The sequence below is a fragment of the Rhizobium sp. T1470 genome (assembly GCF_042140505.1).
Taxonomy (GTDB): Bacteria; Pseudomonadota; Alphaproteobacteria; order Rhizobiales; family Rhizobiaceae; genus Rhizobium; species Rhizobium favelukesii.
Window position 1 is genome coordinate 1,102,930 of sequence record NZ_CP148091.1, and the last position, 25,567, is coordinate 1,128,496.

Here is a 25,567-nt window from a genome sequence, read left to right on the forward strand (position 1 = left end):
TCACCAATTTTCAAGCCCGTTGCGCCCGCTCCCGTGGCGCCTAGAGACGATTGCTAGACATGACCGATACAGCCGAAAAAATCGACTACTCGAAGACCCTCTATCTGCCGGAAACAGACTTCCCGATGCGCGCCGGCCTGCCGCAGAAGGAGCCGGAAACCGTTGCCCGCTGGCAGCAGATGGGTCTCTACAAGAAGCTTCGGGCGTCCGCAGCCGGCCGCGAGAAGTTCGTGCTCCACGACGGCCCTCCCTATGCCAACGGCAACATCCACATCGGCCACGCGCTGAACAAGATCCTCAAGGACGTCATCAACCGCTCGTTCCAGATGCGCGGCTTCGACGCCAACTACGTTCCCGGCTGGGACTGCCACGGCCTCCCGATCGAATGGAAGATCGAGGAGAAGTACCGCGAGAAGGGCAAGAACAAGGACGAGGTTCCGGTCAACGAATTCCGCCAGGAATGCCGTGACTTTGCGGCTGGCTGGATCAAGGTGCAGTCGGAGGAGTTCAAGCGCCTCGGCATCGAGGGCGACTTCGAAAACCCCTACACGACGATGAACTTCCACGCGGAATCGCGCATCGCCGGCGAACTGCTGAAGATCGCGAAATCTGGCCAGCTTTATCGCGGCTCGAAGCCGATCATGTGGTCGGTCGTCGAGCGCACGGCGCTCGCTGAAGCCGAGGTCGAATACGCCGATGTCGAAAGCGATATGATCTGGGTGAAGTTCCCGATCGCGGAAGGCCCCAGCGAACTCAAGGGCGTCTTCGTGGTAATCTGGACGACCACGCCGTGGACAATCCCAGGCAACCGCGCGATCGCCTATTCCTCGCGCTATGGTTACGGCCTCTACGAGGTCGAAACGGCTGAGAACGACTTCGGACCGCAGCCCGGCGAGAAGCTGATTTTTGCCAAGCGCCTCGCCGAGGAGTCAGCTGCCAAGGCGAAGGTGACCCTCAAGTTCGTCCGCGATGTCGCGGCGGTGGAATTTGCGGCGATCACCTGCGCGCACCCGCTGCACGGGCTCGGCGGCGGCTACCACTTTGGGGTGCCCCTCCTCGACGGCGACCATGTCACCGATGAGACGGGAACCGGCTTCGTCCATACCGCGCCGAGCCATGGCCGCGAAGACTTTGACGCCTGGATGGACAACGCCCGGGCCCTCGAAGCACGCGGCATCTCCTCTGCGATCCCGTTCCCGGTCGACGACGCGGGCTTCTTCACTGTCGACGCACCCGGCTTCGGCCCGGATGCGGAAGGCGGTGCGGCGCGCGTCATCGACGACAGCGGCAAGAAGGGCGATGCCAACGAGCGTGTCATCAAGGCGCTGATCGGCCGTCATGCCCTGTTCGCGCGCGGCCGTCTCAAGCATTCCTATCCGCACTCGTGGCGGTCGAAGAAGCCGGTCATCTTCCGCAACACGCCGCAGTGGTTTGTCTACATGGACAAGGAGCTTGGCGACGGAACGACGTTGCGTTCCCGTGCGCTGAACGCGATCGACGAGACCCGCTTCGTGCCTGCTGCCGGCCAGAACCGTCTACGCGCCATGATCGAGCAGCGTCCGGACTGGGTGCTTTCGCGTCAGCGCGCTTGGGGTGTGCCGATCTGCGTCTTCGTCGATGAGCAGGGCGAAATCCTGCAGGACGATGGGGTCAATGCGCGCATCCTCGATGCCTTCGAAAGGGAAGGCGCCGATGCCTGGTTCGCGGACGGCGCACGTGAGCGCTTCCTCGGCGAGAAGGCAAACGAGCCCTGGACGCAGGTCATGGACATCCTCGACGTCTGGTTCGACTCGGGCTCGACCCACACGTTCACGCTCGAAGACCGTCCGGATCTCAAGTGGCCGGCCGACGTCTATCTGGAAGGCTCGGACCAGCATCGGGGCTGGTTCCATTCGTCTCTGCTGGAATCGGCCGCTACGCGCGGCCGCGCGCCTTACAATGCCGTCATCACCCATGGCTTCACCATGGATGAGAAGGGCGAGAAGATGTCGAAGTCCAAGGGTAACGTCACATCGCCCCAAGAGGTGATGAAGGACGCCGGCGCGGATATTCTGCGCCTTTGGGTGATGACCTCGGACTACGCGGAAGATCTGCGCGTCGGCAAGACGATCATCCAGACCAACATCGATGCCTATCGCAAGCTGCGCAACACGATCCGCTGGATGCTCGGCACGCTGGCACATGATAAGGGCGAAGTCATTGCGCTTGCCGAACTGCCCGAGCTCGAGCAGCTGATGCTGCATCGCCTGTCGGAACTCGACCAGCTCGTCCGCGAAAGCTACGACGCCTTCGAATTCAAGAAGATTGCCCGTGCGCTGATCGACTTTGCCAACGTTGAACTCTCGGCTTTCTACTTCGACGTCCGCAAGGATGCGCTCTACTGCGATGCGCCGTCGAGCCGGCGCCGTCGTTCGGCCCTCCATGTCATCCGCAATATCTTCGAATGCATGGTGACTTGGCTGGCGCCGATGCTGCCCTTCACGGCGGAAGAGGCTTGGCTGTCGCGCAATCCTTCGGTTGTCTCGATTCACCTCGAGCAGTTCCCCGCCATTCCGGCGGAATGGAAGAACGACGCTCTTGCCGAGAAGTGGAAGAAGATCCGGGCCGTCCGCACCGTGGTCACCGGTGCACTTGAAATTGAGCGCAAGGACAAGCGCATCGGATCCTCGCTGGAGGCAGCCCCCGTCGTCCACGTCGCCGATGCGGAGCTTCTGAAAGCACTGGAGGGTCAGGACTTCGAGGAGATCTGCATCACCTCTGCAATCGTTATCGATAGCGCCGAAGGTCCGGCCAATGCCTTCCGTCTCCCCGAGGTATCGGGTGTCAGCGTCGAGCCGAAACTGGCCGAAGGCACCAAGTGCGCCCGCTCCTGGCGGATCACGACGGATGTCGGCTTGGATCCGGCCTATCCCGATGTCTCGGCGCGCGATGCGGCCGCTCTGCATGAACTTGCGGTGCAAAACTGAAGAATATTACCGGGTGAATTGCCTAAACGTGGTTCATCCGGTAAAAGCTGCCTGAAAATGGCCGGATTTTTACGTCAGGGGGACGATTGTCCGGGTGGGCGATGATTGCACCGGCATGGCTGGAAGGGTTTTCATGTTTTCAACGCGTTGGTTCCGTGTCGGCGTCTGCCTGACGGTTGCTGTGGCAGGCGGCTCGATGATCACCGGCTGCATGGGGAGCCCCCGCTACGGAACGGACAAGACCGCAATGGAGCAGTTGACCGACGATCTTGGTCAGTCCGTTTCCCTGACCGGCGACGGACCGAAGAACAAGGGCGTCAAGTACAGCGCGCGCCCGGGCCTCGTTCTGCCGTCTGACACCGCCAAGGAAGCTCTCGTCGAGCCGCAGCAGAGCATCGCCAGCAAGGAAAATCCGCAGTGGATCGAATCCCCGGAAGAAACCCGCGCGCGTCTCGTCAAGGAAGCTGACGAAAACAGCGACAACCCGGGCTACCGCTCGCCGCTCGCAAGCAACCAGGTCGAGGGAGGCCGAGGCACGACCGAAGCCCAGACCAAGGCCTATCGCGAAGCCCGCGCCATCCAGAAGGGCGCCTATATCGATCAGCGCCGCTACATCTCGGATCCGCCGACCGAGTATCGTCAGGTCGATGATGCCACGAAGCTGGACGATCTCGGCGAACCGGAGCTGAAGAAGCAGAAGAAGCGGAAGAAGGAAGCTGCGATTGCCGGTTCCGGCAAGCAGTGGTGGAACCTCCTTCAGTAGAGTTTCGAGCGGGGCCCATCAGCCCCGCTTTGCTTTTGACCACCTGTCAACCGGCAAGACGTGTAGGATCTGGCAGGCGAGGAAGATCCCGCCCGCCAAGCCGAGGGCTGACGGATCGATCGTTCCGCTTGATGGCATCGCCGCAAGAGCAAGTATCGGTATGAAGGTAAAGGCGAGCAGCCGAGGCGCCGACCAGTTTCCATTTACCGTAAGCGACCATCGCATCGGGATCGATCCGCTATCGGGGGCGATCTTCCGATGGGCATAGATGGCGACGGCGACCATGAGAACGAATTCGCCGGCGAGCACGTCATGGCACATCCCGTTTTCGCGCGAAGAACGTCCGCAGGATATCGGCGGATGTCGTCTCCTGCAAACCGGAATACACGTCCGGCGCGTGATGGCATGTCGGTTGCGTGTAGAAGCGTACGCCGTTGTCGACGGCCCCGCCCTTCGGGTCCTCCGCACCGTAGTAGAGCCTGCGAATGCGGGCGAAGGAAATGGCCGCGGCACACATCGTGCACGGCTCCAGCGTCACATAGAGATCGGCGCCGGTCAGGCGCTCTTGGCCAAGCTCGTCGCAAGCCATGCGAATGACGGCGACTTCGGCATGCGCGGTCACATCGTTGAGCTCGCGCGTACGATTGCCGGATGCCGCGATCACGGCCCCGTCAATCACCAGAACCGCTCCGATCGGCACCTCGCCGCGCTCTCCGGCGGCGCGGGCCTGGTCGAGCGCCAGCTCCATAAATTGATTTGTCTTCACGATCCGACAATTTCCACTTAACCGCAGGGGCGCGACCTGATAGGAAGGCCCGAAAAGGCAGGCAAACAACAAATGACATTCAAAGACAAGCCAAAACGGCCGGGCGGCAAGCCATCTCCGCGCAATGCCGGCCCGAAATCCGGCGAAAAGCCGGCAAAGGCGCTCGTCAAGACCGAGGCGAGCGACGTTGCCGAGGGCGACTCCAAGGCCGAGCGCATCTCGAAAGTGATGGCGCGCGCTGGCGTTGCATCCCGCCGCGACATCGAGCGCATGATCATGGACGGCCGCGTCAAGCTGAACGGCAAGCTCCTCGACAGCCCGGTCGTCAACGTGACGCTGGCAGACAAGATCGAAGTGGACGGCGTTCCGATCCGCGGAATCGAGCGCACGAGGCTGTGGCTCTATCACAAGCCGGCCGGCCTCGTGACCACGAATGTGGACCCGGAAGGGCGCCCCACGGTTTTCGACAATCTGCCGGACGACCTGCCGCGCGTCATGTCGATCGGTCGCCTCGACATCAACACCGAAGGCCTGCTGCTGCTGACCAACGATGGCGGCCTGGCCCGCGCGCTGGAATTGCCGACGACAGGCTGGCTGCGCCGCTACCGTGTGCGCGCCCACGGCGAGATCGATCAGGAGGCTTTGGACAAGCTCAAGGACGGCATTGCCGTCGATGGTGTCCTCTACGGCTCGATCGAAGCAACGCTCGATCGCACTCAAGGGTCGAATGTCTGGCTCACGATGGGCCTGCGCGAAGGCAAGAACCGCGAAATCAAAAACGTGTTGGGTGCACTCGGTCTCGACGTCAATCGTCTGATCCGCATCTCTTACGGCCCCTTCCAGCTCGGCGACCTGCCGGAGCGGGATGTGGTCGAAGTCCGCGGACGCACCTTGCGCGACCAGCTCGGCCCACGCCTGATCGAGGATGCGAAGGCTAATTTCGACGCGCCGATCTACAACTCGCCGGCCGTTGCCGCCGACGAGGAGGTCGAAGCGAAGCCGGAGCGACGCGAGCGCTCGTGGAAGCCGGAAGACAAGCGCGAGCGTGCACTGAGCCGCCTCGACACCAAGCGTGACGATCGCCGCGATGACCGCCGCGACGGCGGCCGCAAGGAAGATGACCGCCCGAAGCGCCCTGCGCTCGGCAGCCGCCGCAATGCGAATGTCTGGATGGCTCCCGGCGCGCGCCCGCTTGGCGAAAAGGCAGCCGCCAAGGCCGAAAAGAACGCCCAGACCGCGCTTAGGCGCGGCGAGAAGCCCGGCCGCTCCAAGCCGCAGCCGACCCGCTACGACGACACCGGTCCGCGCGTCCAGATCAACCGCGCCCGCGATGACGAAGGGGAGTGGATCCGTTCCAGCGAAGTGACGAGCAAGGATGAAGGCGGCCGCAAGCGCTCTGGCAACCGTCCCGGCGGCGACCGCACGGAGCGTGGTGACAGATCTTATGGCGACCGTCCTCCCCGTGGTGACAGGCCAGCCGGTGATCGCCCCTCGCGAGGCGACCGTCCGTTCGGCGATGGGCCCCGCGGTGATCGCAAGCCGCGCGAAGAAGGGGCCGAACGCCCGCGCTCCTACGGCGACCGTCCGGCGCGCAGTGACCGACCTTACGGTGACCGCCCAGCGCGCAGCGATAGGCCATCCGGCGATCGTCCTGCACGGGGTGACCGCCCGTTCGGTGCAAAGCCTCGCGCAGACCGCAAGCCGCGCGAAGAGGGCGACGAGCGTCCCCGCTCTTTCGGGGATCGTCCTGCACGCGGAGACCGTCCGTTCGGCGACAAGCCGCGCGGCGATCGCCGGCCACGTGCAGAGGGGGACGAGCGTCCGCGCACCAAAAGCTTCTCCGGCGAAACGCGGTCCGAGCGTCCAGCTGGTGACCGACCCTTTGGCGATAAGCCGCGCGGCAAGAGCTTCGGCGGCAAGCCCGGCGGCGGCAAGAATTTCTCCGGCAAGCCCAAGGGCGACAGGCCGGGCGGCGGCAAGCCTTCCGGCGGGCCGTCGCGGGGTGGACCGAAGGGAAAGGGAATGACGCGCGGTGCGGATCGTCGGCGGTGAGTTTCGCGGACGGCCGCTTGCCGTACCGAAGTCAAACGACATCCGGCCGACTGCCGACCGGACGCGTGAGAGCCTGTTCAACATTCTAAGCCACGCCTATCCGGAATGCGTCGATGGCACCCGGATACTGGATCTTTTTGCCGGTACGGGCGCCGTCGGCCTGGAAGCCGTTTCTCGCGGCTGTCGCCACGCGCTGTTCGTTGAAAACAGTGTCGAGGGCAGGGGGCTCCTCTGGGAAAACATCGATGCGCTCGGCTTGCATGGTAGGACCCGCATCCTGAGGCGCGATGCGACCGATCTTGGCAGCGTCGGCAACCTCGAGCCTTTCCAGATGCTATTTGCCGACCCGCCTTACGGTAGGGGTCTTGGCGAAAAGGCGATGGCAGCCGCCGCCAAGGGCGGCTGGTTGCAACCGGGTGCGATTGCGGTTCTTGAAGAACGCGCGGATGTTGCTGTTTCGGTCGACCCTTCCTATCTGTTTCTGGAAAACCGGACGTTCGGCGATACCAAGGTTCATTTCTTCCGCTATCAGCCTGAGTAAGGCCGCGGAAATCGGGGGCAGCGGTGCAGCAGGCAGAGAAGATCGAAACCGAGTTGCCTGCCCCCTGCGAGACGTCACGGCGACAGACGCCAACTGTCGCGGTTGCCTTCGGCGGCGGCGGCGCGCGGGGCCTGTCCCACATCCACATCATCGAAACGCTGGATGAGCTCGGCATTCGCCCCGTGGCGATTGCCGGTTCCTCGATCGGCTCGATCATGGGAGCGGGAATGGCGGCCGGAATGACGGGCGAAGCCATTCGTGAGCATGTCATGATGACGGTCGGCAACAAGGCCGCGGTGGTCAGTCGCCTGTGGGGCTTGCGTCCGCAGACAGTGCGCGATGCCGTCGCCAATGGCGTGCGCATCGGCCAGTTCAATCTCGAGCGTATCTTGAAAGCCTTCCTGCCCGCCGATTTGCCGGATCGCTTCGAGGATCTGCCGATCCCGATGACCGTGACCGCGACCGACTATTACGGTCAGTGCGAGGTGCTGACGAGCGAGGGCGCGCTGTTCCCGGCGCTGGCCGCTTCCTCGGCCATTCCCGCCGTGTTCATGCCGGTACGGTTGCACGGCCGCGTGATGATCGATGGTGGCATCAGCAATCCCGTGCCTTACGAATGCCTGATGGATCGCGCCGACATTGTCATCGGCATCGACGTCGTCGGTGCGCCAGAAGGCGACGGGACCCACATTCCAAACCGAATGGAGAGCATCTTCGGCTCCGGCCAGTTGATGATGCAGACCGCGATCTCGCTGAAACTGCGGTTGCAGGCGCCGCATATCTTCCTGCGCCCCGCGGTCGGGCGCATCGGTGTAATGGACTTCCTCAAGGCGCGCGCGGTCCTGTCCATGTCGGTCGGCATCAAGGACGAACTCAAATTCGCGCTCGATCGCGAGATCGAAGCGCGCATCACGTCTTAGAGCGGGATGCCGAAACGTGTGAGCGGTCTTTCGGCTGAAATCCTGATCTACGCATCGGCGGTTACCTCTGCCGTGCCCGCCAACGGATCCTCGTCGAAGTTCGCGGCGCGCTTTGGTTTGACGAGAGGTTCGGGTCGAACCGGCTTGGAGAAAAGCATGTCGCGACCGGCCTGCAGTCCTTCCGAGACCTGAAGCACAAGGCGCTGCTCGTCGCGCTTGCGGATATCCTCGCCGATTTCATAAGCGTCCGCTTCGCTGACGCCCAATGCCTCGAGCGTTCGCCGGCCGAAGAGCAGACCGGACTCCAGTGTTTCGCGCAGTTCATAGTCGACGTTGAGGTTGCGCAGCGCGATCGAATGGATGCGGTCATAGGAGCGCACGAAGATCTTGGCGTGTGGATAGTCCGCCTGCACCAGTTCGATGATCTTGTCGGTGATCTCGCGCTTCTGCGTGCTCACGACGACGATCTTCGCACGATCGATGCCGGCCGCCCTCAGCACGTCCTTGCGGGTGCCATCGCCAAAATAAATCCGGAAGCCAAAGGACGAAGCCTGCCGGATGCGATCGGCTGAAAAGTCGATGACGGTCACGTCGCGACCGCCCGCAAGCAGGATCTGAGCGGCGATCTGCCCGAAACGCGAGAAGCCGACCATCAGCACGTCGGCGCCCGCTCCCTCGAAATCCTCATCCAGCGTTTCCTGCTCTTTGCCCGACAACAGCCGCTTGGCCAGCATCGTTCCGATCGGGGTGAGCGCCATGGAAAGAGTGACGATCGCTATCAGCAGCGAGGCCGTGCTCGTTGGCATCAGGCCCGCAATACCGGCGGCCGAAAACAGGACGAAGCCGAATTCGCCGCCTTGCGGCAGTAGGAAAGCGATGCGAATGGCGTCGTCATGAGGCGAGCCGGTTGCGCGGCAGAGAAAGTAGATAACCAGCGCCTTCGCGGCCATGACGACCGGTACGGCGACGATGATGAAGAGCGCGTTGTCGCGCAGCACCTGCAGCTCGATCGACAACCCCACCGCAATGAAGAAGATAGCGAGTAACACGCCGCGGAAGGGCTCGATATCGGCTTCCAGTTCGTGCCGATACGAGGACTCGGCCAGCATCACGCCGGAAAGAAAGGCGCCCATCGCCATCGAAAGTCCGGCAAGTTGCATCAGACTTGCCGACCCCATCACCACGAAAAGGGCAGCGGCGATCATTGCCTCGCGGGCCCCCGTACGGGCAATGATCTGAAAGAGCGGGGTGAGCAGATAGCGCCCCATGACGATCATCGCGGCAACGGCGGCGATCGCAATCGCGAAGTCCAGCAAAGGCGTTCCGCTGCTTTTGCCGCCGTCGAGGATGCTGACAAGGGCAAGCAATGGTACGATCGCAAGATCCTGGAACAGCAGCATCGAGAACGAACGCTGCCCGTAACGGGTATTCACGTCGCCTTCATCCTCGAGAATCTGCATGGCAAACGCGGTGGAGGAGAGTGCAAGCCCGAGACCTGCGACGATGCTGCCGCGCCAGTCGAGAACGCCGGAGAGATAGGTCAGCAGCGTTAGCAACAGGCCTGTCGTCACCACCTGGGCGGTTCCGAGCCCGAAAATGTCGCGTCGCATCTGCCAGAGACGCCTAGGTTTCAGCTCCAGTCCGATGATGAACAGCAGGAAGACGACGCCGAGTTCGGCAACGTCCAAGATTTGCTCGCCATCCGTCAGCCCGTGGAAGATCGGGCCGATCACGACGCCGGCGGCCAGATAGCCGAGCACTGTGCCGAGCCCGAGGCGCTTGAAGATCGGCGCTGAAACGACGGCGCCACCGAGCAGCAGGATAGTCTCTGTAAAAAGAGTGTTGGGCTCTGACATGCGGCGAGTTTCTTTCAACGCGGGGAGGCATTCAAGCGGCGGGCAAAAGAATCGGCGCACGCGGCCTTGATGCTTTTCGTAGTGCACAATAAATGGAACGCGAAGGAAAGGCCAAATCATGTCCTCAGAAATCGACTCCTCGACGCTTCTTTCCCGCGCCAGCCAACTGATCGACCTGGCAAAGAAGGCTGGTGCCGACGCCGCAGATGCGGTGGTCGTGCGCTCACGATCGCAATCGGTCAGCGTGCGCCTCGGCAAGGTCGACGGCACGGAATCGTCCGAAAGCGACGATTTCTCCCTGCGCGTCTTCATCGGCAAGCGCGTTGCAAGCGTGTCCGCAAATCCCGGCTTCGATCTCTCCGCTCTCGCCGAACGCGCCGTGGCGATGGCCAAGGTGTCGCCGGAAGACCCGTTCGCCGGCCTGGCGGATGCGGACAAGCTCGCGAAGTCCTATGCGGACCTTGAGCTTCTCGATACGACCGAGGTCTCCTCCGATCAATTGCGCGACGCCGCCCTTGAGGCGGAAGCTGCGGCACTTGCGGTCAAGGGCGTGACCAATTCGTCCGGTGCCGGGGCTTCTGCCGGCACGGGCGGCCTTGTGCTCGTTACCTCCCACGGTTTCGAAGGCAGCTACATGGCCTCGCGCTTCGGCCGATCCGTCAGCGTTATCGCTGGCGAAGGCACGGCCATGGAGCGTGACTATGATTTCGACAGCCGCATCTATTTCGGCGAGCTGGATGATGCCGCGGAGATCGGCCGCAGAGCAGGTGAGCGCACGGTCAAGCGCATCAACCCGCGCCAGGTGGATACGGGCAAAGATGTCACGGTTGTTTTCGATCCGCGGGTTGCGCGCGGCTTTGTCGGACACATTGCCGGGGCCATCAACGGCGCTTCCGTCGCGCGCAAGACGAGCTTCCTGCGCGACAAGATGGGCCAGCTGGTCTTGAAAGCGGGGCTTTCGATCTCGGACGATCCGCTTATCGTCCGGGGCCCGTCGTCGCGACCATTCGACGGCGAAGGCGTATCCGGTGAACGATTGTTGATGATCGAGGACGGTATCCTCAAGCACTGGTTCCTTTCCACTTCGACTGCCCGCGAGATCGGAATGGAAACCAACGGCCGCGGCGTGCGCGGCGGCAATTCAGTGACGCCATCGGCGACGAACCTTGCTCTCGAGCCAGGCGACATCTCCCCGGAGGACTTGATCCGCAGTGTCGGCAGCGGCTTCTACGTGACCGAGTTGATCGGTCAGGGAGTCAACATGATCACTGGTGAATACAGCCGCGGTGCAACCGGCTTCTGGATCGAGAATGGCGAACTGACCTTTGCCGTGTCTGAGGTGACGATCGCTTCGAACCTCAAGGACATGTTCATGCGGGTTACGCCTGCAAACGACATCGACCGCAAGTTCGGTGTCGCCGCTCCGACGCTTGCGATCGAAGGAATGACGCTCGCCGGGCGCTGATGGATTGGATTGCCGAAATGACTGACGAGGACACAGCCCTCTGGCGGAGCGATCTGGGACTGATCGCAGATGCTGCCAGGCAAGCCGGCGATGTCGCACTCGGTTACTTCAATCAATCGCCGGAAGTCTGGTGGAAGAACGAGGGGCGATCGCCCGTCAGCGCCGCCGATTTCGCAGCCAATCAGAAGCTCGAATCCATCCTCCGTGCAGCCCGGCCGGATTATGGCTGGCTCTCCGAAGAAACCGATGACGATGGCGATCGCCTGTCACGGGAAACACTCTTCATCATTGATCCGATCGATGGCACGCGGGCATTCCTGGCCGGCCAGGATCTATGGTGCGTCAGTGTCGCGGTGGTGCGCCATGGCCGGCCTGTCGCCGGAGTTCTCTACGCTCCGGCTTTGGAAGAATTTTATGAGGCGGTCGAAGGTGGCGTGGCGTTGAAGAACGGTCGACCGATAACCGTATCGACAACACCGCTTGATGCACCGGGGCGCTTTGCGATCGCCGAAGACGTGCTCAAGGCATTTCCGGAAGCGCTCAAGCATCGTATCGAGCGCGTCAGGCACGTACCGTCCTTGGCGTATCGCATCGCCATGGTTGCCGACGGGCAGATCGACGGAACCTTCGTCAAGCACAATTCACACGATTGGGATCTCGCCGCCGCCGATTTGATCTTGGAGCGCGCCGGCGGCCGGCTTGTCGACCTCCAGGGTGAGGCGCCGCTCTATAACCGCATTCAGGTCAGCCACGGCGAACTCTGCGCCGCCACCGCCCCGCGACTCGCCGATCTCTTGAGGGGGATCGGTGAACGACGAGGCAGTTGACGTTTCCGTCAAAATCCCTCAGATGAAGCGGCGGAGGAGAATAGAGCAGAAAGAGAAGAAAATGACGGAATCCGGCGGCAAAAAGCAGCTCTTGCATCTCGTGTTCGGCGGCGAACTGGAAAGCTTGGACGAAGTTCAGTTCCGCGATCTGAAGGACCTCGATATCGTCGGCATTTTTCCGGACTATGCCAGCGCACTGACGGCCTGGAAGGCCAAGGCGCAGTCGACCGTGGATAACGCGCACATGCGCTACTTCATCGTCCACATGCACCGTTTGCTGGACCCGGAAAGCAAGTCTGCGCAGTAACCTGGTGGCGGCTCATCGAGAGCCGCGAACCGACCGACTGCCTGACGCATTCTGGACAAACTGATCGGCCATTGCGGCCGCAACAATAATTGGGAATGGGTGATGTCGATCATTTGTGATCGGAGAATTGGCAGATGAGCGGTCGCATGGCGCGTTTTGCGCTGGGCGCCTATCAGGCAACGGGAACGTTGCTGACGCCGTTCGTCGGGGGATACCTCGCCTATCGGGCGGCCAAGGGCAAGGAAGACCATGCGCGCCGGCTGGAGCGCTCAGGCTACGCCAGCGCCGACCGCCCGGCCGGACCGCTGGTCTGGTTTCATGCCGCAAGCGTCGGTGAAACGAACGCCGTCATTCCGCTGATCCGGGAAATTCGCCGCCGCGACATCCACGTCATTCTGACGACGGGAACGATCACCTCCGCCAAGTTGGCCGCTGAGCGTATCGGCAACGACGCGATCCACCAGTATGTGCCGCTCGACCTGAAGCCGGCCGTCAGCCGCTTCCTCGAATACTGGCAGCCGGACTGCGCGCTGATCGCCGAATCCGAAATTTGGCCAGCGACCCTGATGGAACTCGGCCGCCGCCGTATCCCGCAGATACTCGTCAACGCTCGCATGTCCGATCGCTCCTTCGAGCGATGGGGCAGGCGTCCGGCACTTGCCGAGGCCTTGTTCGAAAACCTTGCGCTCGTCATTGCGCAGTCAGATGTCGACGCCGAGCGCTTCCACGATCTTGGCGCGCGCCACGTCATGATGTCGGGCAATCTCAAGGTCGATACCGACGCTCCGCCTTATGATGCTGAAGTATTCGCCGACTACAAGAAGCAGCTCGGCGGCCGCAAGACCTGGGCGGCAATCTCCACCTTCGACGGTGAGGAAAAGGCCGCAGGCATCGTTCATCGGGCGCTGAAGGAACGAAATGGGCAATTGACGATCATCGTTCCCCGCCATCCGGAGCGCGCCGAGGAGATTGAAGCCGAGCTCGTCAAGCTGGGTCTCAAGGTGGCCCGCCGCACCCGCGGCGATGCGCTTGCGCCTGATGTCGATGTGTTCCTCGGAGATACGATCGGCGAAATGGGCCTCTACCTGCGCTTGACGGAGGTTGCCTTCGTCGGCCGTTCGCTTTTTGCCGAGGGTGGGCAAAATCCGCTGGAGCCGGCGATGCTGGGTTGCGCGGTCCTGTCGGGCAGCAATGTGCAGAATTTCCGAGAAGCCTATCAGAAGCTGGCGCGCCGTGGCAGCGCGCGCATGGTCCGCGATACGGAGATGCTCGCCAAGGGTGTCCATTATTTGCTCACCAACGACGACGCACGCCGCAACATGATCGAGGCCGGGATCGGCGCCGTGCAAGAAATGCGTGGCGCGCTGACAGCGACGGTCAAGGGCCTTGAGCCCTATATCAATCCGCTGACGGTGAAGGCGAGGCTGTTGCCGAAGGCGGCTGTGCAGCGCTGAGGGCGGGGCGGACATGAAAGCGATCAAAGGGATTCTCTTCGACAAGGACGGCACGCTTCTCGACTACGACGAGAGCTGGCTGCCGGTAAACCGCGAACTGGCGCGCATCGCTTCAGAAGGCGATCCCGAACTTGCGGACCGGCTGCTCCTGGCTTGCGGGATGGATCCGGTCACTGGCCACATCGTCCCCGACAGCCTGCTTGCTGCCGGCAACACGCGTCAGATTTCGGAAGGGTTGATCGCTGCCGGTTCGAAGCTCGACGCAATAGAGCTCACGATCAAGCTGGACGATCTCTTTTCTCACGCCGCCGAGTTTTCCGTCGCGGTCACCGATCTTGCCGCTTTTTTTGGTCGCCTGCATGCGCGTGGCTTTCGCCTTGGCGTTGCCTCGAGCGACAACGAGCGCTCGATCAGGCAGACCGCCCAGCGTTTTGGTTTTCCGCCGTTCATCGATTACGTGGCCGGATACGACAGTGGCTTCGGCACCAAGCCGGAGCCGGGCATGGTGCTTGGTTTCTGCGCGGCGACCGACCTTGACCCCTCCGCGGTCGCCGTCGTCGGTGACAACAACCACGATCTGCATATGGGCCGCAACGCCAAGGTCGGCGTCACCGTGGCCGTGCTGACGGGCACCGGCTCGCGCGAATCGCTCGCCGCCGCATCCGACTACTGTCTAAACGACATCACCGAGCTCGAAGGCTTGCTGCCCGATCTTCAGCCTGCCTGATGGACCAAGGGCTTGCTTTTTCTTGAAAATTACCTTCTCTTTCCGCCCGGTCGAGGACGTAGCCCGTCAGCATGATGCTCGGGGTCCGAAAGGCAGGACGGGGAAAATGGTATCCGAAGCGCCACCCTTCTGGTGGTCGAAAGCCGATTGGCGTGCCTGGACGCTTTATCCGATTTCCTTCCTGTATGGGCGCATTGCCGGCTATCGCATGGCCAACGCCAAGCGCGCCTCAGTTCCGGTGCCCGTCATCTGCGTCGGCAATTTCACCGTCGGCGGTGCTGGCAAGACGCCGACGGCGCTGACCATCGCCCGCGCGGCAAAGGCGAAAGGGCTGAACCCCGGTTTCCTGAGCCGCGGCTATGGCGGTTCGCTCGACGTCACAACGGTCGTCGATCCGGCGCATCACCGTGCACTAGCGGTCGGTGACGAACCCCTGCTGCTTGCCCGCGAAGCTCTGACCGTGATCTCCCGCCGCCGCGTGGAAGGCGCCCAGCGCCTCGTCAAGGAGGGTGCGGACCTGATCATCATGGATGATGGCTTCCAAAGTGCGCGGCTGGCGATCGACTACGCGCTGTTGGTCATCGATGCGACGCGCGGGCTGGGCAACGGCCACATCGTTCCGGGCGGCCCTGTGCGCGCGCCCATCCGCCAGCAGTTGCGCTATGCCACGGCGCTCCTCAAGGTTGGCGTGGGCGAGGCCGCCGACAACATCGTTCGGATCGCCGCGCGCGCCGCCAAGCCGTATTTTACGGCCTCGCTGAACGTTTGCGACAGCGCCGATCTCTCAGGCCGCAGCGTGCTGGCCTTCGCAGGTATTGCCGATCCGTCGAAATTCTTCCGCACGGCCGAATCCGTCGGCGCGCAGATCGTCGCTCGCCGCTCGTTCGGCGATCACGAGCATCTGACTGATGATGAGATCGACGACATACTTTCAACGGCAGAACGCGATGGCCTTCAGATCGTTACGACCGCAAAGGATTTCGTTCGCCTCGCCGGCCATCATGGCAAAGCCGCGGAGCTTGCTTCAAAATGCCGGGTGATCGAGGTGGAGATGGCGTTCGCGGACACCCTGGCGCCAGGGCTTATCATCGACCGGGCGATCAACGCATGCCGCGACCGGCGTTTGAGGGAAGGGCGGAAGGCCTAAACAGCATGTCTTTTCGAAGGCGTGGCAAGCGAATCTGCCGCCGCGCTGCGCTCAACGCTTCTGGTTGGGCAAAACGCCAGCGCGCTTGTCTGCCTCCAGCGAAGCCACGGCATCGGCATAGGGTTCCTGGCGCGCGACACTCCAGTAGCGCAGTTCATCAAGCGGGATCTGCCTGCCGGTAATCGCGCAGACGACGTAGGAGCCCGGCGACAGGATCTGAAAATCCGCATCGAGATAGCGTATCTGCGCTTCGCGGTTTCCATTCCCTTCGAACAAATTCATGCGCTCCGTTTCCTTACAGGCTGTCACATCCCTGCCATAACGCGCCGCCGCGGCCTTTTCCAGCTTTTTCAACTGCGGCCGAACAACCGCTCGATATCCGAAAGCTTGAGCTCAATATAAGTCGGGCGTCCGTGATTGCACTGTCCGGAACCGGGGGTGACTTCCATCTGGCGCAGAAGCGCGTTCATTTCTTCCGGGCGCAGTCGCCGTCCTGAGCGCACGGATCCGTGGCAGGCCATGGTCGCGGCCACATATTCGAGCTTTGCCGACAGGCCGGAGGCCGTATCCCATTCGGCGATCTCGTCCGCCAACTGCCGGATGAGCCCCGTGGCGTCCACTTCGCCGAGCATGGCGGGTGTCTCGCGCACTGCGATCGCGCCTGGGCCGAAGCGTTCGATCGCCAGCCCCAGCTCGCCGAGCTCCGTGGCAAACTGCATCAGCCGATCGCAATCCTCTTCAGGCAGATCGACGATTTCAGGAATGAGAAGCACCTGCGAGACAAGCCGCTTCGAGTGCAGTGCCTTGCGCATCGCCTCGAACACCAGGCGTTCATGCGCAGCGTGCTGGTCGACGATGACGAGACCATCATCCGTCTGCGCCACAATGTAGTTTTCGTGGATCTGCGCCCGGGCGGCACCCAGCGGATAGCGCTGCGGCGGCTCTTCTGGCGCGGGCATTCTCGGAGGCGTCGCGGCGTCGCTGCGTGCGGTGGGCGTCGCCAGTCCGTCGAAGGAAGCCTGCGGGCGTTCCCCGAAGCCGCTGTTCGCGGCCTGGTCAAATGGGCGCGAGGGGGATGTCGCGGCCGACCAGGGCTGTTGCGGCCGTTGGACGCCTGCGTGGAACCCGGGCCGGAAGGAACGCAGCATCCCGTCTGCGCCCGTTGTCGCTGCTCGACTGCCGCCACGTGCCAGCGCTTCGCGCACGGCCCCGACGATTAGGCCACGCACCAGTTGCGGGTCGCGGAAGCGCACGTCCGATTTGGCCGGATGCACGTTGACGTCGACAAGCACCGGATCGAGTGCGATCGACAGCACGGCGACCGGATAGCGGCCAGCCGGGATCGTCTCGGCATAGGCGCCGCGGATCGCCGACAGGATCAGCTTGTCCTGCACCGGGCGGCCGTTGACGAAGGCGTATTGGTGGGCCGAGTTGCCGCGGTTGAAGGTCGGTACGCCGGTAAAGCCGGTCAGCGATATGCCTTCCCGCTCGGCATCGATCTCGATGGCATTGTCGCGGAAGTCCTTGCCCAGGATCTGCGCCATGCGCGCCAGGTGGTCGTCGCCCGTCGCCGGTAATTCCAGCGTCGTGCGGTCAGTCCCGGAGAGCACGAAACGCACTCCTGGAAAGGCGATCGCCATGCGCTTGACGACTTCCGTGATCGCCGCAGCCTCTGCCTTCTCGGTCTTGAGGAATTTCAGGCGGGCGGGTGTGGCGAAGAAGAGATCGCGAACCTCGACGATCGTGCCCGGATTGCCGGGCGATGGTCGCAGATACGCAATCCTGCCGCCCTCAACGGCTATCTCGTTGCCACCTGCGCTGTCGCGGCGGCGGCTGGAAATGCTGAGCCGGGCCACCGAGCCGATCGATGGCAGCGCCTCGCCGCGAAAGCCGAGCGTGCGGATGTCGTTGAGCGTATCGGAGATCTTGGAGGTGCAGTGCCGCCGTACGGCAAGCTCCAGATCGGCAACATCCATGCCGGAGCCGTTGTCTGAAACCCGCAGCAGGCTCTTGCCGCCGCCGGATGTCGCAATCTCGATGCGCGTCGCCCCTGCGTCAAGGGCGTTTTCGATCAGTTCCTTGGCAGCGCTCGCCGGCCGCTCGATGACTTCGCCGGCGGCGATTTGGTTGATGAGGGTCTCTGAAAGCTGTCTGATGGCCATCCGCCTATTGTCTTGGATTCGCGGCGCCGAGGGAAGTGTGAAAGCGTCGGCGATCACTGTTCTGCACGCTCCAATTCCGGCTGCTTAACGTTAAGCGCGCCTTAAGACAAAGGTGCCATTTTGCGACTTAATTCCGAGGACTGGGTTTAAATCGGACAGATGTGGGACGCGTAAGAATGAGTGCCGGCTTCGAAAAAGCGGACACATCATCTGTGGGCAGCGAAATGCCGGCTGGCACCAGCCTGCAGACGGCGTTATTTGACGCGGTTTGCGAGAGCCTCGACGCCGCTTTCATCGTCTACGACAAGACCGACCACATGATCTTTGCGAGCCGTCAGGTCCTCATTTCTTTCCGATATCGGCGACCATGCTGAGGCCGGGGACGCGGTTGCGAGACTTCCTGGGCGCGATCTACGACACCGGCATCCGCACGCCGTCGGCCAGCAATCAGGGTGCGCTGAGCCGTGAGGATTGGTTGTCCCAGAAGATCGCCTCGCATTGGCGCGAACGCTTCGAAGCCGTCGAACGGCACGGTACCGATCGCTGGATTCGGTTTGGCAAGCGACGCCTTGCAAGCGGCTATGGCGTCTGCGTCATCCAGGACATCTCCGAGGACAAGAAGCGCGAGGAACAGTGGCGCTCCGATCTCGAGCGCGTGCAGCTTACCGAGGATATCCTCGACAATTTGCCGTTCCCGCTCTTCGTCAAGGACCGCAATCTGAATTACGTCGCTATCAACATCGCCTTCTGCGAGAAGTACCAGACGACGGTCGATGAAGTGCTCGGCCGTAAGAGCGGCGACCTGTTCTCCAAGGAGGTGGCCCAGCGCTTCGAGGAAAGCGACTGCCATGTTCTGGAGACCGGTGAGATGTCGGTTTCCCGCCAGCGGCAGGTCTCCCGCGACGGCGTGGAACGCGATATCGTCACGCGCAAGCACCGCATCGGCAAGCCAGGCCGCTATTTCCTCGTCTCGACAATGCAGGACCTGCCGCGCGACGGCGCCGATCTCGATGAATTCCGGTTCGCATCGACGGTCATAACGTCGAGCAAGAATTCCTATCGGCGCGCCTACGTTCCCATGAACGGCAGCGGCGAGCGTCGCGAACCGGCGGCCATGGAGGCGATCGTCCCGGAGAACTTCTCGGGCCGCAAGATCCTGGTGGTGACGTCGGATGTCGTGGCTGAAGCAGCGGCGCTACGAACCCTCGCCAAATACGGTTTCGAGGCCTGTTCGGTCCGTGGCGAGGACGAGGAGGAGCACTTCCTGGAAATCGCGAGCTCTTCCGGCATCTCGCTCGACCTGCTCGTGATCGACAATCAGCTTGGCATGCGTTGCCTGGAGCTCGCCAAGCAATACGGCCTCCCGGTGCTGGTGATGGATGGCTTCCAGCTCGCGAATGAGCTCACCTTCCAGATCGCGCGCCATTTCAATCGCAGCAATCACGGCCAAGTCGCCGAGAGCGTCGACGCCGATTGGGAATTCACGACCGTCGAGGAGATGAACACGCTCGACGTGCTCGTCGCCGAAGACAACGACATCAACCAGATCGTTTTCTCGCAGATCCTCGAGGGTCTCGGCTACCGATATCTGATCGCTCCAAGCGGCGATGAAGCGGTCCGCCTATGGACCGAGCATCAGCCGAAAATCATCCTGATGGACATATCGTTGCCAGGCTTCAACGGTTTCGAAGCGGCGCGGTTGATCCGCCAGACAGAGGAAGGTGGCAGTTCAAGAACGCCGATTATCGGCGTTATTACTCAGGCTTTCGAGCGTGATCGAGCCGAGTGCGCAAAGGCCGGAATGGACGATGTGATCATGAAACCGGTGAGCCCCGATATTCTTCAGGGGATCTTTCAGAAATACCTTGCCGGGGATATCAGACAGGCCAATCTGTGACGAACAAAGCGCGTCAACTCCCTAAATCTTGGGACAGAACACGGTTTCAACGCGGCCGCTCCACTATCGAATTCTTAAGACTTGCCCGCCATCCTTTCCCGCATTGGTGCAGTCTGGGTCTGAATAATGATGTCGGCTGAAATGCCTTTGGTGCCCGTAAGTCAGAATGAACTTCAGACGATGGCCTATACCGATCCGCTGACCGGGCTCGGCAACCGTTACCGCATGCGCGACCGGATTGCCCAGATCGCCGCGGAACGCGCGAGCGATCCGGCACCCTTTACGATCGGCATCGCCAATCTTGATTCCTTCAAACCGATCAACGATCTCTTCGGCTCATCGGCGGGCGACGAGATTCTCTGCCAGGTCGCCCATCGCCTGAAGGCCTGCATTCCGGATGGCGCCCTGGTCACGCGTCACGACGGCGACGAATTTGCCTTTGTCCTGCCGCTTGTGTTCGAGCGGGCCAGCGCCGAGAAGTTCGGCCAGATGATCCGCGAGGTGCTATCGGCGCCATACGATCTTGGCGACCGCAATGTGAGGCTGTCGGCATCTTTCGGGTTTTCGATCTATCCCTTTGCCGGCGAGGAGTTCGAGGAATTGCTGAAAAGCGCTGAGACCGCACTCTACCGGTCAAAGCGGCGCGGCCGTGGCCAGATCACCGTCTATTCCCGCGAGATCGCCCAGGAAATGAAGCGCGCGACGCAATTGGAACAGGCGCTGCGCAACGCCATCATCTCCGACGCGATCGACGTGCATTTTCAGCCGATCGTCGCACTCGGCAACAGCCAGGTCGTGGGCTTCGAAGCTCTGGCGCGATGGAACGATCCGGATCTGGGCTTCGTTTCACCGGGTGTCTTCGTCCCGCTCGCGGAAGAACGCGGTTTCATCGACGCTTTGTCTGAGGCGCTGTTACGCAAGGCGGCGGAAGCGGCACTTTCCTGGCCGCGCGAACTCTTCCTCTCCTTCAATCTCTCCTCGGCGCAGTTGATGGATCCGGGCACGAGCAGCAGTGTCCTGTCGATCCTCGGCCGGGTCGGTTTCGACCCCCACCGGCTCGAACTGGAGATCACCGAAACTGCGGTGATGGGCTCGGCCGATACGGCAAATCGGATCATCGCCGATCTGCGCCAGGCGGGTGTGCGCATCTCGCTGGATGATTTCGGGACCGGCCAGTCGAGCCTCGGTCGCCTGCGTGATTTCATGTTCGACAAGATCAAGATCGATCGTGCCTTCGTGTCGCGGATCACTCCGACCGCGCGTCCGAGCACATCATCAAGGCCATCCTCACGATGTGCGAGGGGCTTGACCTGGAAGTGGTCGCGGAAGGAATTGAGGATTATTCCGAGGCCGTCAAGCTACGCTCGCTCGGCTGCGGGATGGGGCAGGGCTATCACTTCGGCAAACCCGCCGATGGCATAGCGACGCTGCGGTTCCTGCACGAAAATTACTACGATACGTCAGATCGCGTCAGCGCCTGAAATGGCGATGGCGCCCTTCCGGACGCCACCTGGTCCTCACTGCGCATATCTTACTTGTTCGTTGTCGAGCCTGTGGCCGTCGTGTCTGTTGTGCCGGCTGGCGCAGGGGCCTTCTCGGCTGCCAGCATCTGAAGCGTCTTGAACTGCGGAGCGGCCTTCAGCGATTCGGCGGTCTCAGAGGTGGTCAGCTTGACGCTGCCGTCCTGCGTGTTCTGGGCGATCGTGATCTTATCCATCGGAACGGCCACGTCCTTCTCGCCGATTCCGAGGAAGCCGCCGACACCGACGATCGCTGCTACCAAGCCGCCGTCCTTCTTCATGATCAGGTCGTTGACGCTACCGATGCTTTCGTTCTGACCATTATAGACCGACTGACCGATATAAGTGTTGGCACTCACTTGGTCGGCAGCCTGCTCGGTCAGGTATGAGCCGCCACCCGCTTTCGCAGTGTCGGTCGTGGCAGCCGGTGCCGGAGCCTGAGCGTCACCAGCCGGTGCCGGAGCCGTGGCACCTGGAACCTTCGGCGGAGCTGCCGGATCGCTTGGCGCCACCTGTGTGGCCGGAGCGTTCGGATCAGCCGGCTGGGTTGCGCTCTGTGAGAATGCCGCCGGTGCGAAAGCCGTGGCAAACAGGGCACCAGCGGCAACGGTTGTGAGAAGTTTGCGGGTCATTTCGAACCTACCTTTCAGTTCAATAATGTTCTCTGGCCAGTTCAGCCGTCCTTCGCAGTCGGGCGTCCACATTGGCCAGTTCCTATCGAAATGAATGAGAATTCTATTGGTTCCCGAAAAAAATCGCGCAAAAATTGCTAATTTCGCGGAACTTTTAGCGCAGCTGCTGCACAGGGCTTTAAACTCAACCATACCGGGGAACAGTAAGGGCGCCGCAGGCAGGCGCCCTTACTATTGTGCCCGGTGTCGCTTCAGATCAGATAAACGGGGTCAAAAACGCCCTTCACCGTGACGTCAAGCTCAAGCAGGGATCCAGCCTGCGGTTGCATGGACCGCGCGTCGTCATCCAGTCCTTCCCACGCCGTAGTGACTGCGAGGCGGTCGCCGTTCGTTCCGATGAAGGCAGGGCAGGATGGCTGGGCCGCCGGCACCTTGTAACGTGATATGCGCAGTCCGTCCGGGCTGTAGCGATCGACCGTGCCGGCACCCCAGCGCGCGTTCCAGATGTATCCGTCGGCGTCGACGACAGAACCGTCGATGCCGCCCGGCTCATCCATGGTATCCACGAGGACGATCGGTTCACCGGTCGGCAGACCGGTCTGCGCATCGACCATCACCCGCATCAGGCGGCTGAGGCGGGTGTCGGTGAAGTATCCCATCGTTCCATCCGGCGAGAAGCAGATCGAGTTCGGAATGCTGATGCCGTCGAAGATCTTTGTCACGCGACCGCTGGCGACATGATAGATGGCGCCTGCGCGGGTTTCCGCCCGCTTGCTCATCGTGCCAATCCACAGTGCGCCAGATGGATGCGTGCGGCCGTCGTTCGAGCGGTTTTCCGGCTTGTCACTTTCGACTGCCGCATAGAAGGTGAGGTTGCCGCTCTTCGTGTCGCGGACGAAGAGGCCCTGTTCGGTCGCAAGCAGCTGGCGCCCCGCATCGATGCGGGCGAGCACGCTCGCCATCATCGGCAGTGCGTGCACCTTCTTTTCTTCCGTCGAAAGGTTCAGCTCGTGCAGCTCCTTGCCGAGAATATTGAACCACCAGACCGTGTTCGTGTCCGGATCGTAGGTGGGGCCTTCACCCAGCACGGAGTTGGTGTTGCAGAGTGTCCTGCCCGCGAACTCATGAATTTCCGTCATAGGCCTTAAGCTCCTACCGCTGCGTCATAGGCGTAAATGGTCGCCTTGGCACGCTCGGCAACCTCTGCGGCGGTCATTCCCGGCTTGTACAGGCTGGTGCCGAGGCCGAAGGCATGAATGCCGGCCTTGGTGTAATCAGCGAAATTCTTGTCCGAGACACCGCCGACGGCTGCGATCACGAGCTCCGGCGGCAGAATTGCGCGGATTGCCGTGATGCCGGACGGTCCCAGAACGCTGGCCGGGAAAAATTTCAACCCCGTCGCGCCGGCGCGGGCTGCAGCCAGCGCTTCCGTCGGCGTGAAGACGCCGGGCATCGTGACCATGCCGTAGTTGCGGGCGAGCACGATGACCTCAGGCTCGACGTTCGGCGTAACCAGCAGCTTGCCACCCGCGGAGTGGAGGCTGTCGACGGCTTCGGTGGTCAGTACGGTTCCGGCGCCAATCAGACAATCGGCAGGCGCCATTTTCGCGGCGATCTCGATAGACCTGAAGGGCTCGGGCGAGTTCAGCGGGATTTCGATCGCGGTCACCCCGTTTTCGATCAGTGCGCCGACCACGCTTTCGGTTTCTTCGGGTTTAATCCCGCGTAGAATGGCAATCAGCGGGCGCTTCATCGTGGGGAAAGGGATGCGGTTCATCGCTTTGGTGCTTTCTTCAGTTCGGCCAAATGGCTTTGGCGGCGGCAGTAAGGCCGCCACGGACGGCCGTATCAGCGTCGATCGTGTTAAAGGATAGAGATAGTGCCTTGAAGGCCGCTTCATAAAGGCCCTGCAACCGCCCGGCGGCGACAAGGGTGATATTGACGCCGGTCCCGGCATTTGACATGGCGCCCGCAATTTCGAGGCCGATCAGGGTTCCGGAGATCTTGGCCTGTGCGGCCGCGGCGGTCAGACCGTGCAGCAGCTGGCCCGAGCGCGCCGTAAAGAAGAGGTTGGTCGCCATTGCGGGATGCTCATAGGCTACCCTGATCGCCGTTTCGAAAGCTGCCTCATCTGCCAGCGTCTGATCGGCGCCGGCTACGGCATGTGACAGGATCGTATACTTGGAGATCGCATCGAAAAGCTCGCCGGTCATGAAACTGGAGAAGCCCGTGACCCGCCCATCCTTGACATGCACCCATTTCGAGTGCGTACCGGGCATGCAGACCGCCTGTGATCCGGTGCTTGCGGGGCCAAGCGCGCCGAGAAGCTGCGTTTCCTCGCCACGCATGACATCGGGCCTTTCCTGATCCCTCTGGGCTAATCCCGGAAGGATACGCACGTCCCGGCTCTGACCGGGAACGGATACCGCGCCGGTCAAGATAGAAGGAAGCGATGCCGGGACGTCGACATAGCCTGCCTCGACCCATCCCTGCTTTGCGCCTGCCATGCCGCAGATGATGACCGGAAGATTTTCCGGCGCATTCACCTTGGCCAAGTGCGAGGCCAGAACGTCGGCAAAGCCGGTCTTCGCAGCCGTGGTCATGCCTTCGTTGCTGCGGCTTTCGCCAAGGATGCTGTCATCCTTGCCCATCAGCCAGAGCCGGAAACTGCTCGTTCCCCAATCCACCGCGACATAAGCGGGGTTCGCCATCAGAAAATGCCTCCATCGACAATAAGGGATTGTGCGCTGATCGCTGCCGCGCAGCTGGACGCCAGAAACAGGCACGGACCAACGATGGCGTCTGCGTGCAGAACCTTCTTGATGCACTGGCGCTGCACGGTCCGAGCAATGCCTTCCTCGGTGAGCCAGAGTTTCATTTGACGATCTGTCACGATCATCCCCGGCAGAATGCAATTGACGCGGATGTTGTCAGGTCCGAGCTTGCCGGCCATGCTCTTGGTCAGCCCGATCACACCCGCTTTTGCTGTTGAATAGGCAGGGAATTCGGGCATGTTAAGGAGAAAGGCGATCGACGACATGTTGATCACCGCGCCGCCGCCGGCGGCGCGCATAGAGGGCGCAACAGCCTGTGTGGTGAAAAAGACGTGGCGCAGATTGATCGCCTGGTTGTCGTTCCAATATTCCTCGGTCACCGCCTCGAAATCGTGCCGGTCGTCGCGCGCGGCATTGTTGACGAGTACGCTGATCGGGCCGGAGTGAGCGACAACCTCATCGACCGTCCTGCGGATGGCTGCAACATCCCGCAAATCCGCCTTGTGGAAGCGAACGGGGTGGAGCGTGTCGCGCGACAGCCTCTCGACAAGGTCATGGCTTTCCGTTTCATCGATGTCGATGAAGGAAACCTTGGCGCCCTGCCTGGCAAAGCCCCCAACAATCGCTGCCCCGATGCCTGACGCGCCGCCCGTGATCAGGACCGTGCGATCCCTGAATTCCGGAAACTGCGCAACAATGTCCACCACTATTTCCTCCCGGCCGTAGTTCTATTATTTGGAACTCAATTTGACTATGTGGAATTATCCAATTACCCTGGCGTCTCTGTCAAG

The 25,567-nt window shown here is 62.0% G+C and carries 21 protein-coding genes and 3 pseudogenes; 14 read left to right on the forward strand and 10 right to left on the reverse strand.

Annotated elements, in window-relative coordinates; all coding sequences use genetic code 11:
- The first annotated feature begins 59 nt into the window (after positions 1–59).
- Both ileS and WGT02_RS05560 read left to right on the forward strand, forming a co-directional pair.
- Entirely contained in the window at positions 60–2,966 is a 2,907-nt protein-coding gene (gene ileS, locus WGT02_RS05555) for an isoleucine--tRNA ligase (RefSeq protein ID WP_208248724.1), read from the forward strand.
- A gap of 133 nt (positions 2,967–3,099) precedes the next feature.
- On the forward strand, positions 3,100–3,729 hold the full coding sequence (locus tag WGT02_RS05560) for a hypothetical protein (RefSeq protein WP_024314336.1): 630 nt from the start codon (positions 3,100–3,102) through the stop codon (positions 3,727–3,729).
- 18 nt (positions 3,730–3,747) lie between these two features.
- Here the strand turns inward: WGT02_RS05560 and WGT02_RS05565 are convergent, their stop codons facing one another.
- Both WGT02_RS05565 and WGT02_RS05570 read right to left on the reverse strand, forming a co-directional pair.
- Positions 3,748–4,050 (reverse strand): hypothetical protein, encoded by a 303-nt coding sequence (locus tag WGT02_RS05565; RefSeq protein ID WP_208248721.1) that lies wholly within the window; start codon positions 4,048–4,050, stop codon positions 3,748–3,750.
- Positions 4,040–4,477 (reverse strand): nucleoside deaminase, encoded by a 438-nt coding sequence (locus tag WGT02_RS05570; RefSeq protein ID WP_024314334.1) that lies wholly within the window; start codon positions 4,475–4,477, stop codon positions 4,040–4,042. The genes WGT02_RS05565 and WGT02_RS05570 overlap by 11 nt, the downstream gene beginning before the upstream one ends.
- A gap of 90 nt (positions 4,478–4,567) precedes the next feature.
- On the opposite strand from WGT02_RS05570, the gene WGT02_RS05575 reads away from it, so the two are divergent.
- From WGT02_RS05575 to WGT02_RS05585, 3 genes are read left to right on the forward strand one after another with little or no spacing between them, the layout of a single operon-like run.
- Positions 4,568–6,547 carry a pseudouridine synthase gene (locus tag WGT02_RS05575; RefSeq protein WP_208248719.1) on the forward strand — a complete coding sequence of 660 codons (1,980 nt, stop codon included), beginning with the start codon at positions 4,568–4,570 and terminating at the stop codon, positions 6,545–6,547.
- Entirely contained in the window at positions 6,528–7,088 is a 561-nt protein-coding gene (gene rsmD / locus WGT02_RS05580; protein WP_024314332.1) for a 16S rRNA (guanine(966)-N(2))-methyltransferase RsmD, read from the forward strand. Before WGT02_RS05575 ends, rsmD begins: the two co-directional genes overlap by 20 nt.
- 23 nt (positions 7,089–7,111) lie before the next feature.
- Entirely contained in the window at positions 7,112–8,008 is an 897-nt protein-coding gene (locus WGT02_RS05585) for a patatin-like phospholipase family protein (protein WP_024314331.1), read from the forward strand.
- 47 nt (positions 8,009–8,055) lie between these two features.
- Here the strand turns inward: WGT02_RS05585 and WGT02_RS05590 are convergent, their stop codons facing one another.
- Positions 8,056–9,864: a monovalent cation:proton antiporter-2 (CPA2) family protein gene (locus WGT02_RS05590; protein ID WP_208248716.1), complete on the reverse strand. Its 1,809-nt coding sequence runs from the start codon at positions 9,862–9,864 to the stop codon at positions 8,056–8,058.
- Between the two features lie 118 nt (positions 9,865–9,982).
- Between WGT02_RS05590 and WGT02_RS05595 the strand changes: the two genes are divergently transcribed.
- From WGT02_RS05595 to lpxK, 6 genes are all read left to right on the forward strand, one after another.
- Positions 9,983–11,329 (forward strand): TldD/PmbA family protein, encoded by a 1,347-nt coding sequence (locus WGT02_RS05595; protein ID WP_024314330.1) that lies wholly within the window; start codon positions 9,983–9,985, stop codon positions 11,327–11,329.
- Positions 11,330–11,346: 17 nt separating this feature from the next.
- Positions 11,347–12,156: a 3'(2'),5'-bisphosphate nucleotidase CysQ gene (locus tag WGT02_RS05600; protein WP_024314329.1), complete on the forward strand. Its 810-nt coding sequence runs from the start codon at positions 11,347–11,349 to the stop codon at positions 12,154–12,156.
- A gap of 61 nt (positions 12,157–12,217) precedes the next feature.
- Positions 12,218–12,463, forward strand: coding sequence for a DUF4170 domain-containing protein (locus WGT02_RS05605; RefSeq protein WP_024314328.1), 246 nt, complete (start codon positions 12,218–12,220; stop codon positions 12,461–12,463).
- A gap of 134 nt (positions 12,464–12,597) precedes the next feature.
- Positions 12,598–13,917 (forward strand): lipid IV(A) 3-deoxy-D-manno-octulosonic acid transferase, encoded by a 1,320-nt coding sequence (gene waaA / locus WGT02_RS05610; protein ID WP_208248715.1) that lies wholly within the window; start codon positions 12,598–12,600, stop codon positions 13,915–13,917.
- Between the two features lie 13 nt (positions 13,918–13,930).
- Positions 13,931–14,644, forward strand: coding sequence for an HAD family hydrolase (locus tag WGT02_RS05615; protein ID WP_208248713.1), 714 nt, complete (start codon positions 13,931–13,933; stop codon positions 14,642–14,644).
- A 106-nt stretch (positions 14,645–14,750) separates the two neighbouring features.
- Positions 14,751–15,791, forward strand: coding sequence for a tetraacyldisaccharide 4'-kinase (lpxK, locus tag WGT02_RS05620; RefSeq protein ID WP_024314325.1), 1,041 nt, complete (start codon positions 14,751–14,753; stop codon positions 15,789–15,791).
- 51 nt (positions 15,792–15,842) lie between these two features.
- Here the strand turns inward: lpxK and WGT02_RS05625 are convergent, their stop codons facing one another.
- Positions 15,843–16,073: a DUF2093 domain-containing protein gene (locus WGT02_RS05625; protein ID WP_007799169.1), complete on the reverse strand. Its 231-nt coding sequence runs from the start codon at positions 16,071–16,073 to the stop codon at positions 15,843–15,845.
- 68 nt (positions 16,074–16,141) lie between these two features.
- Positions 16,142–17,953 (reverse strand): DNA mismatch repair endonuclease MutL, encoded by a 1,812-nt coding sequence (gene mutL, locus WGT02_RS05630; protein WP_208248709.1) that lies wholly within the window; start codon positions 17,951–17,953, stop codon positions 16,142–16,144.
- A 176-nt stretch (positions 17,954–18,129) separates the two neighbouring features.
- Between mutL and WGT02_RS05635 the strand changes: the two are divergent.
- The 3 pseudogenes from WGT02_RS05635 to WGT02_RS05645 all read left to right on the forward strand — a co-directional run bounded on the left by WGT02_RS05635 (position 18,130) and on the right by WGT02_RS05645 (position 21,331).
- Positions 18,130–19,850: pseudogene (locus WGT02_RS05635) on the forward strand (response regulator).
- A gap of 225 nt (positions 19,851–20,075) precedes the next feature.
- Positions 20,076–20,456: pseudogene (locus WGT02_RS05640) on the forward strand (diguanylate cyclase domain-containing protein); the annotation flags it as partial.
- A pseudogene (locus WGT02_RS05645) lies at positions 20,451–21,331 on the forward strand (putative bifunctional diguanylate cyclase/phosphodiesterase). The pseudogenes WGT02_RS05640 and WGT02_RS05645, both read left to right, overlap by 6 nt.
- A 50-nt stretch (positions 21,332–21,381) precedes the next feature.
- Here the strand turns inward: WGT02_RS05645 and WGT02_RS05650 are convergent.
- The 5 genes from WGT02_RS05650 to WGT02_RS05670 form a co-directional block, all read right to left on the reverse strand.
- Positions 21,382–22,002, reverse strand: a complete 621-nt coding sequence (locus WGT02_RS05650) for a PRC-barrel domain-containing protein (protein ID WP_208248706.1) — start codon at positions 22,000–22,002, stop codon at positions 21,382–21,384.
- 251 nt (positions 22,003–22,253) lie between these two features.
- Positions 22,254–23,141, reverse strand: coding sequence for an SMP-30/gluconolactonase/LRE family protein (locus WGT02_RS05655; RefSeq protein WP_024314320.1), 888 nt, complete (start codon positions 23,139–23,141; stop codon positions 22,254–22,256).
- Between the two features lie 5 nt (positions 23,142–23,146).
- Positions 23,147–23,779, reverse strand: a complete 633-nt coding sequence (locus WGT02_RS05660) for a 2-dehydro-3-deoxy-6-phosphogalactonate aldolase (protein ID WP_024314319.1) — start codon at positions 23,777–23,779, stop codon at positions 23,147–23,149.
- A 16-nt stretch (positions 23,780–23,795) separates the two neighbouring features.
- Positions 23,796–24,713, reverse strand: coding sequence for a 2-dehydro-3-deoxygalactonokinase (locus WGT02_RS05665; RefSeq protein ID WP_024314318.1), 918 nt, complete (start codon positions 24,711–24,713; stop codon positions 23,796–23,798).
- A complete protein-coding gene (locus tag WGT02_RS05670; protein WP_024314317.1) occupies positions 24,713–25,474 on the reverse strand; it encodes an SDR family oxidoreductase in 762 nt (253 codons plus the stop codon). The genes WGT02_RS05665 and WGT02_RS05670 overlap by 1 nt, the downstream gene beginning before the upstream one ends.
- Positions 25,475–25,567: the final 93 nt, after the last annotated feature.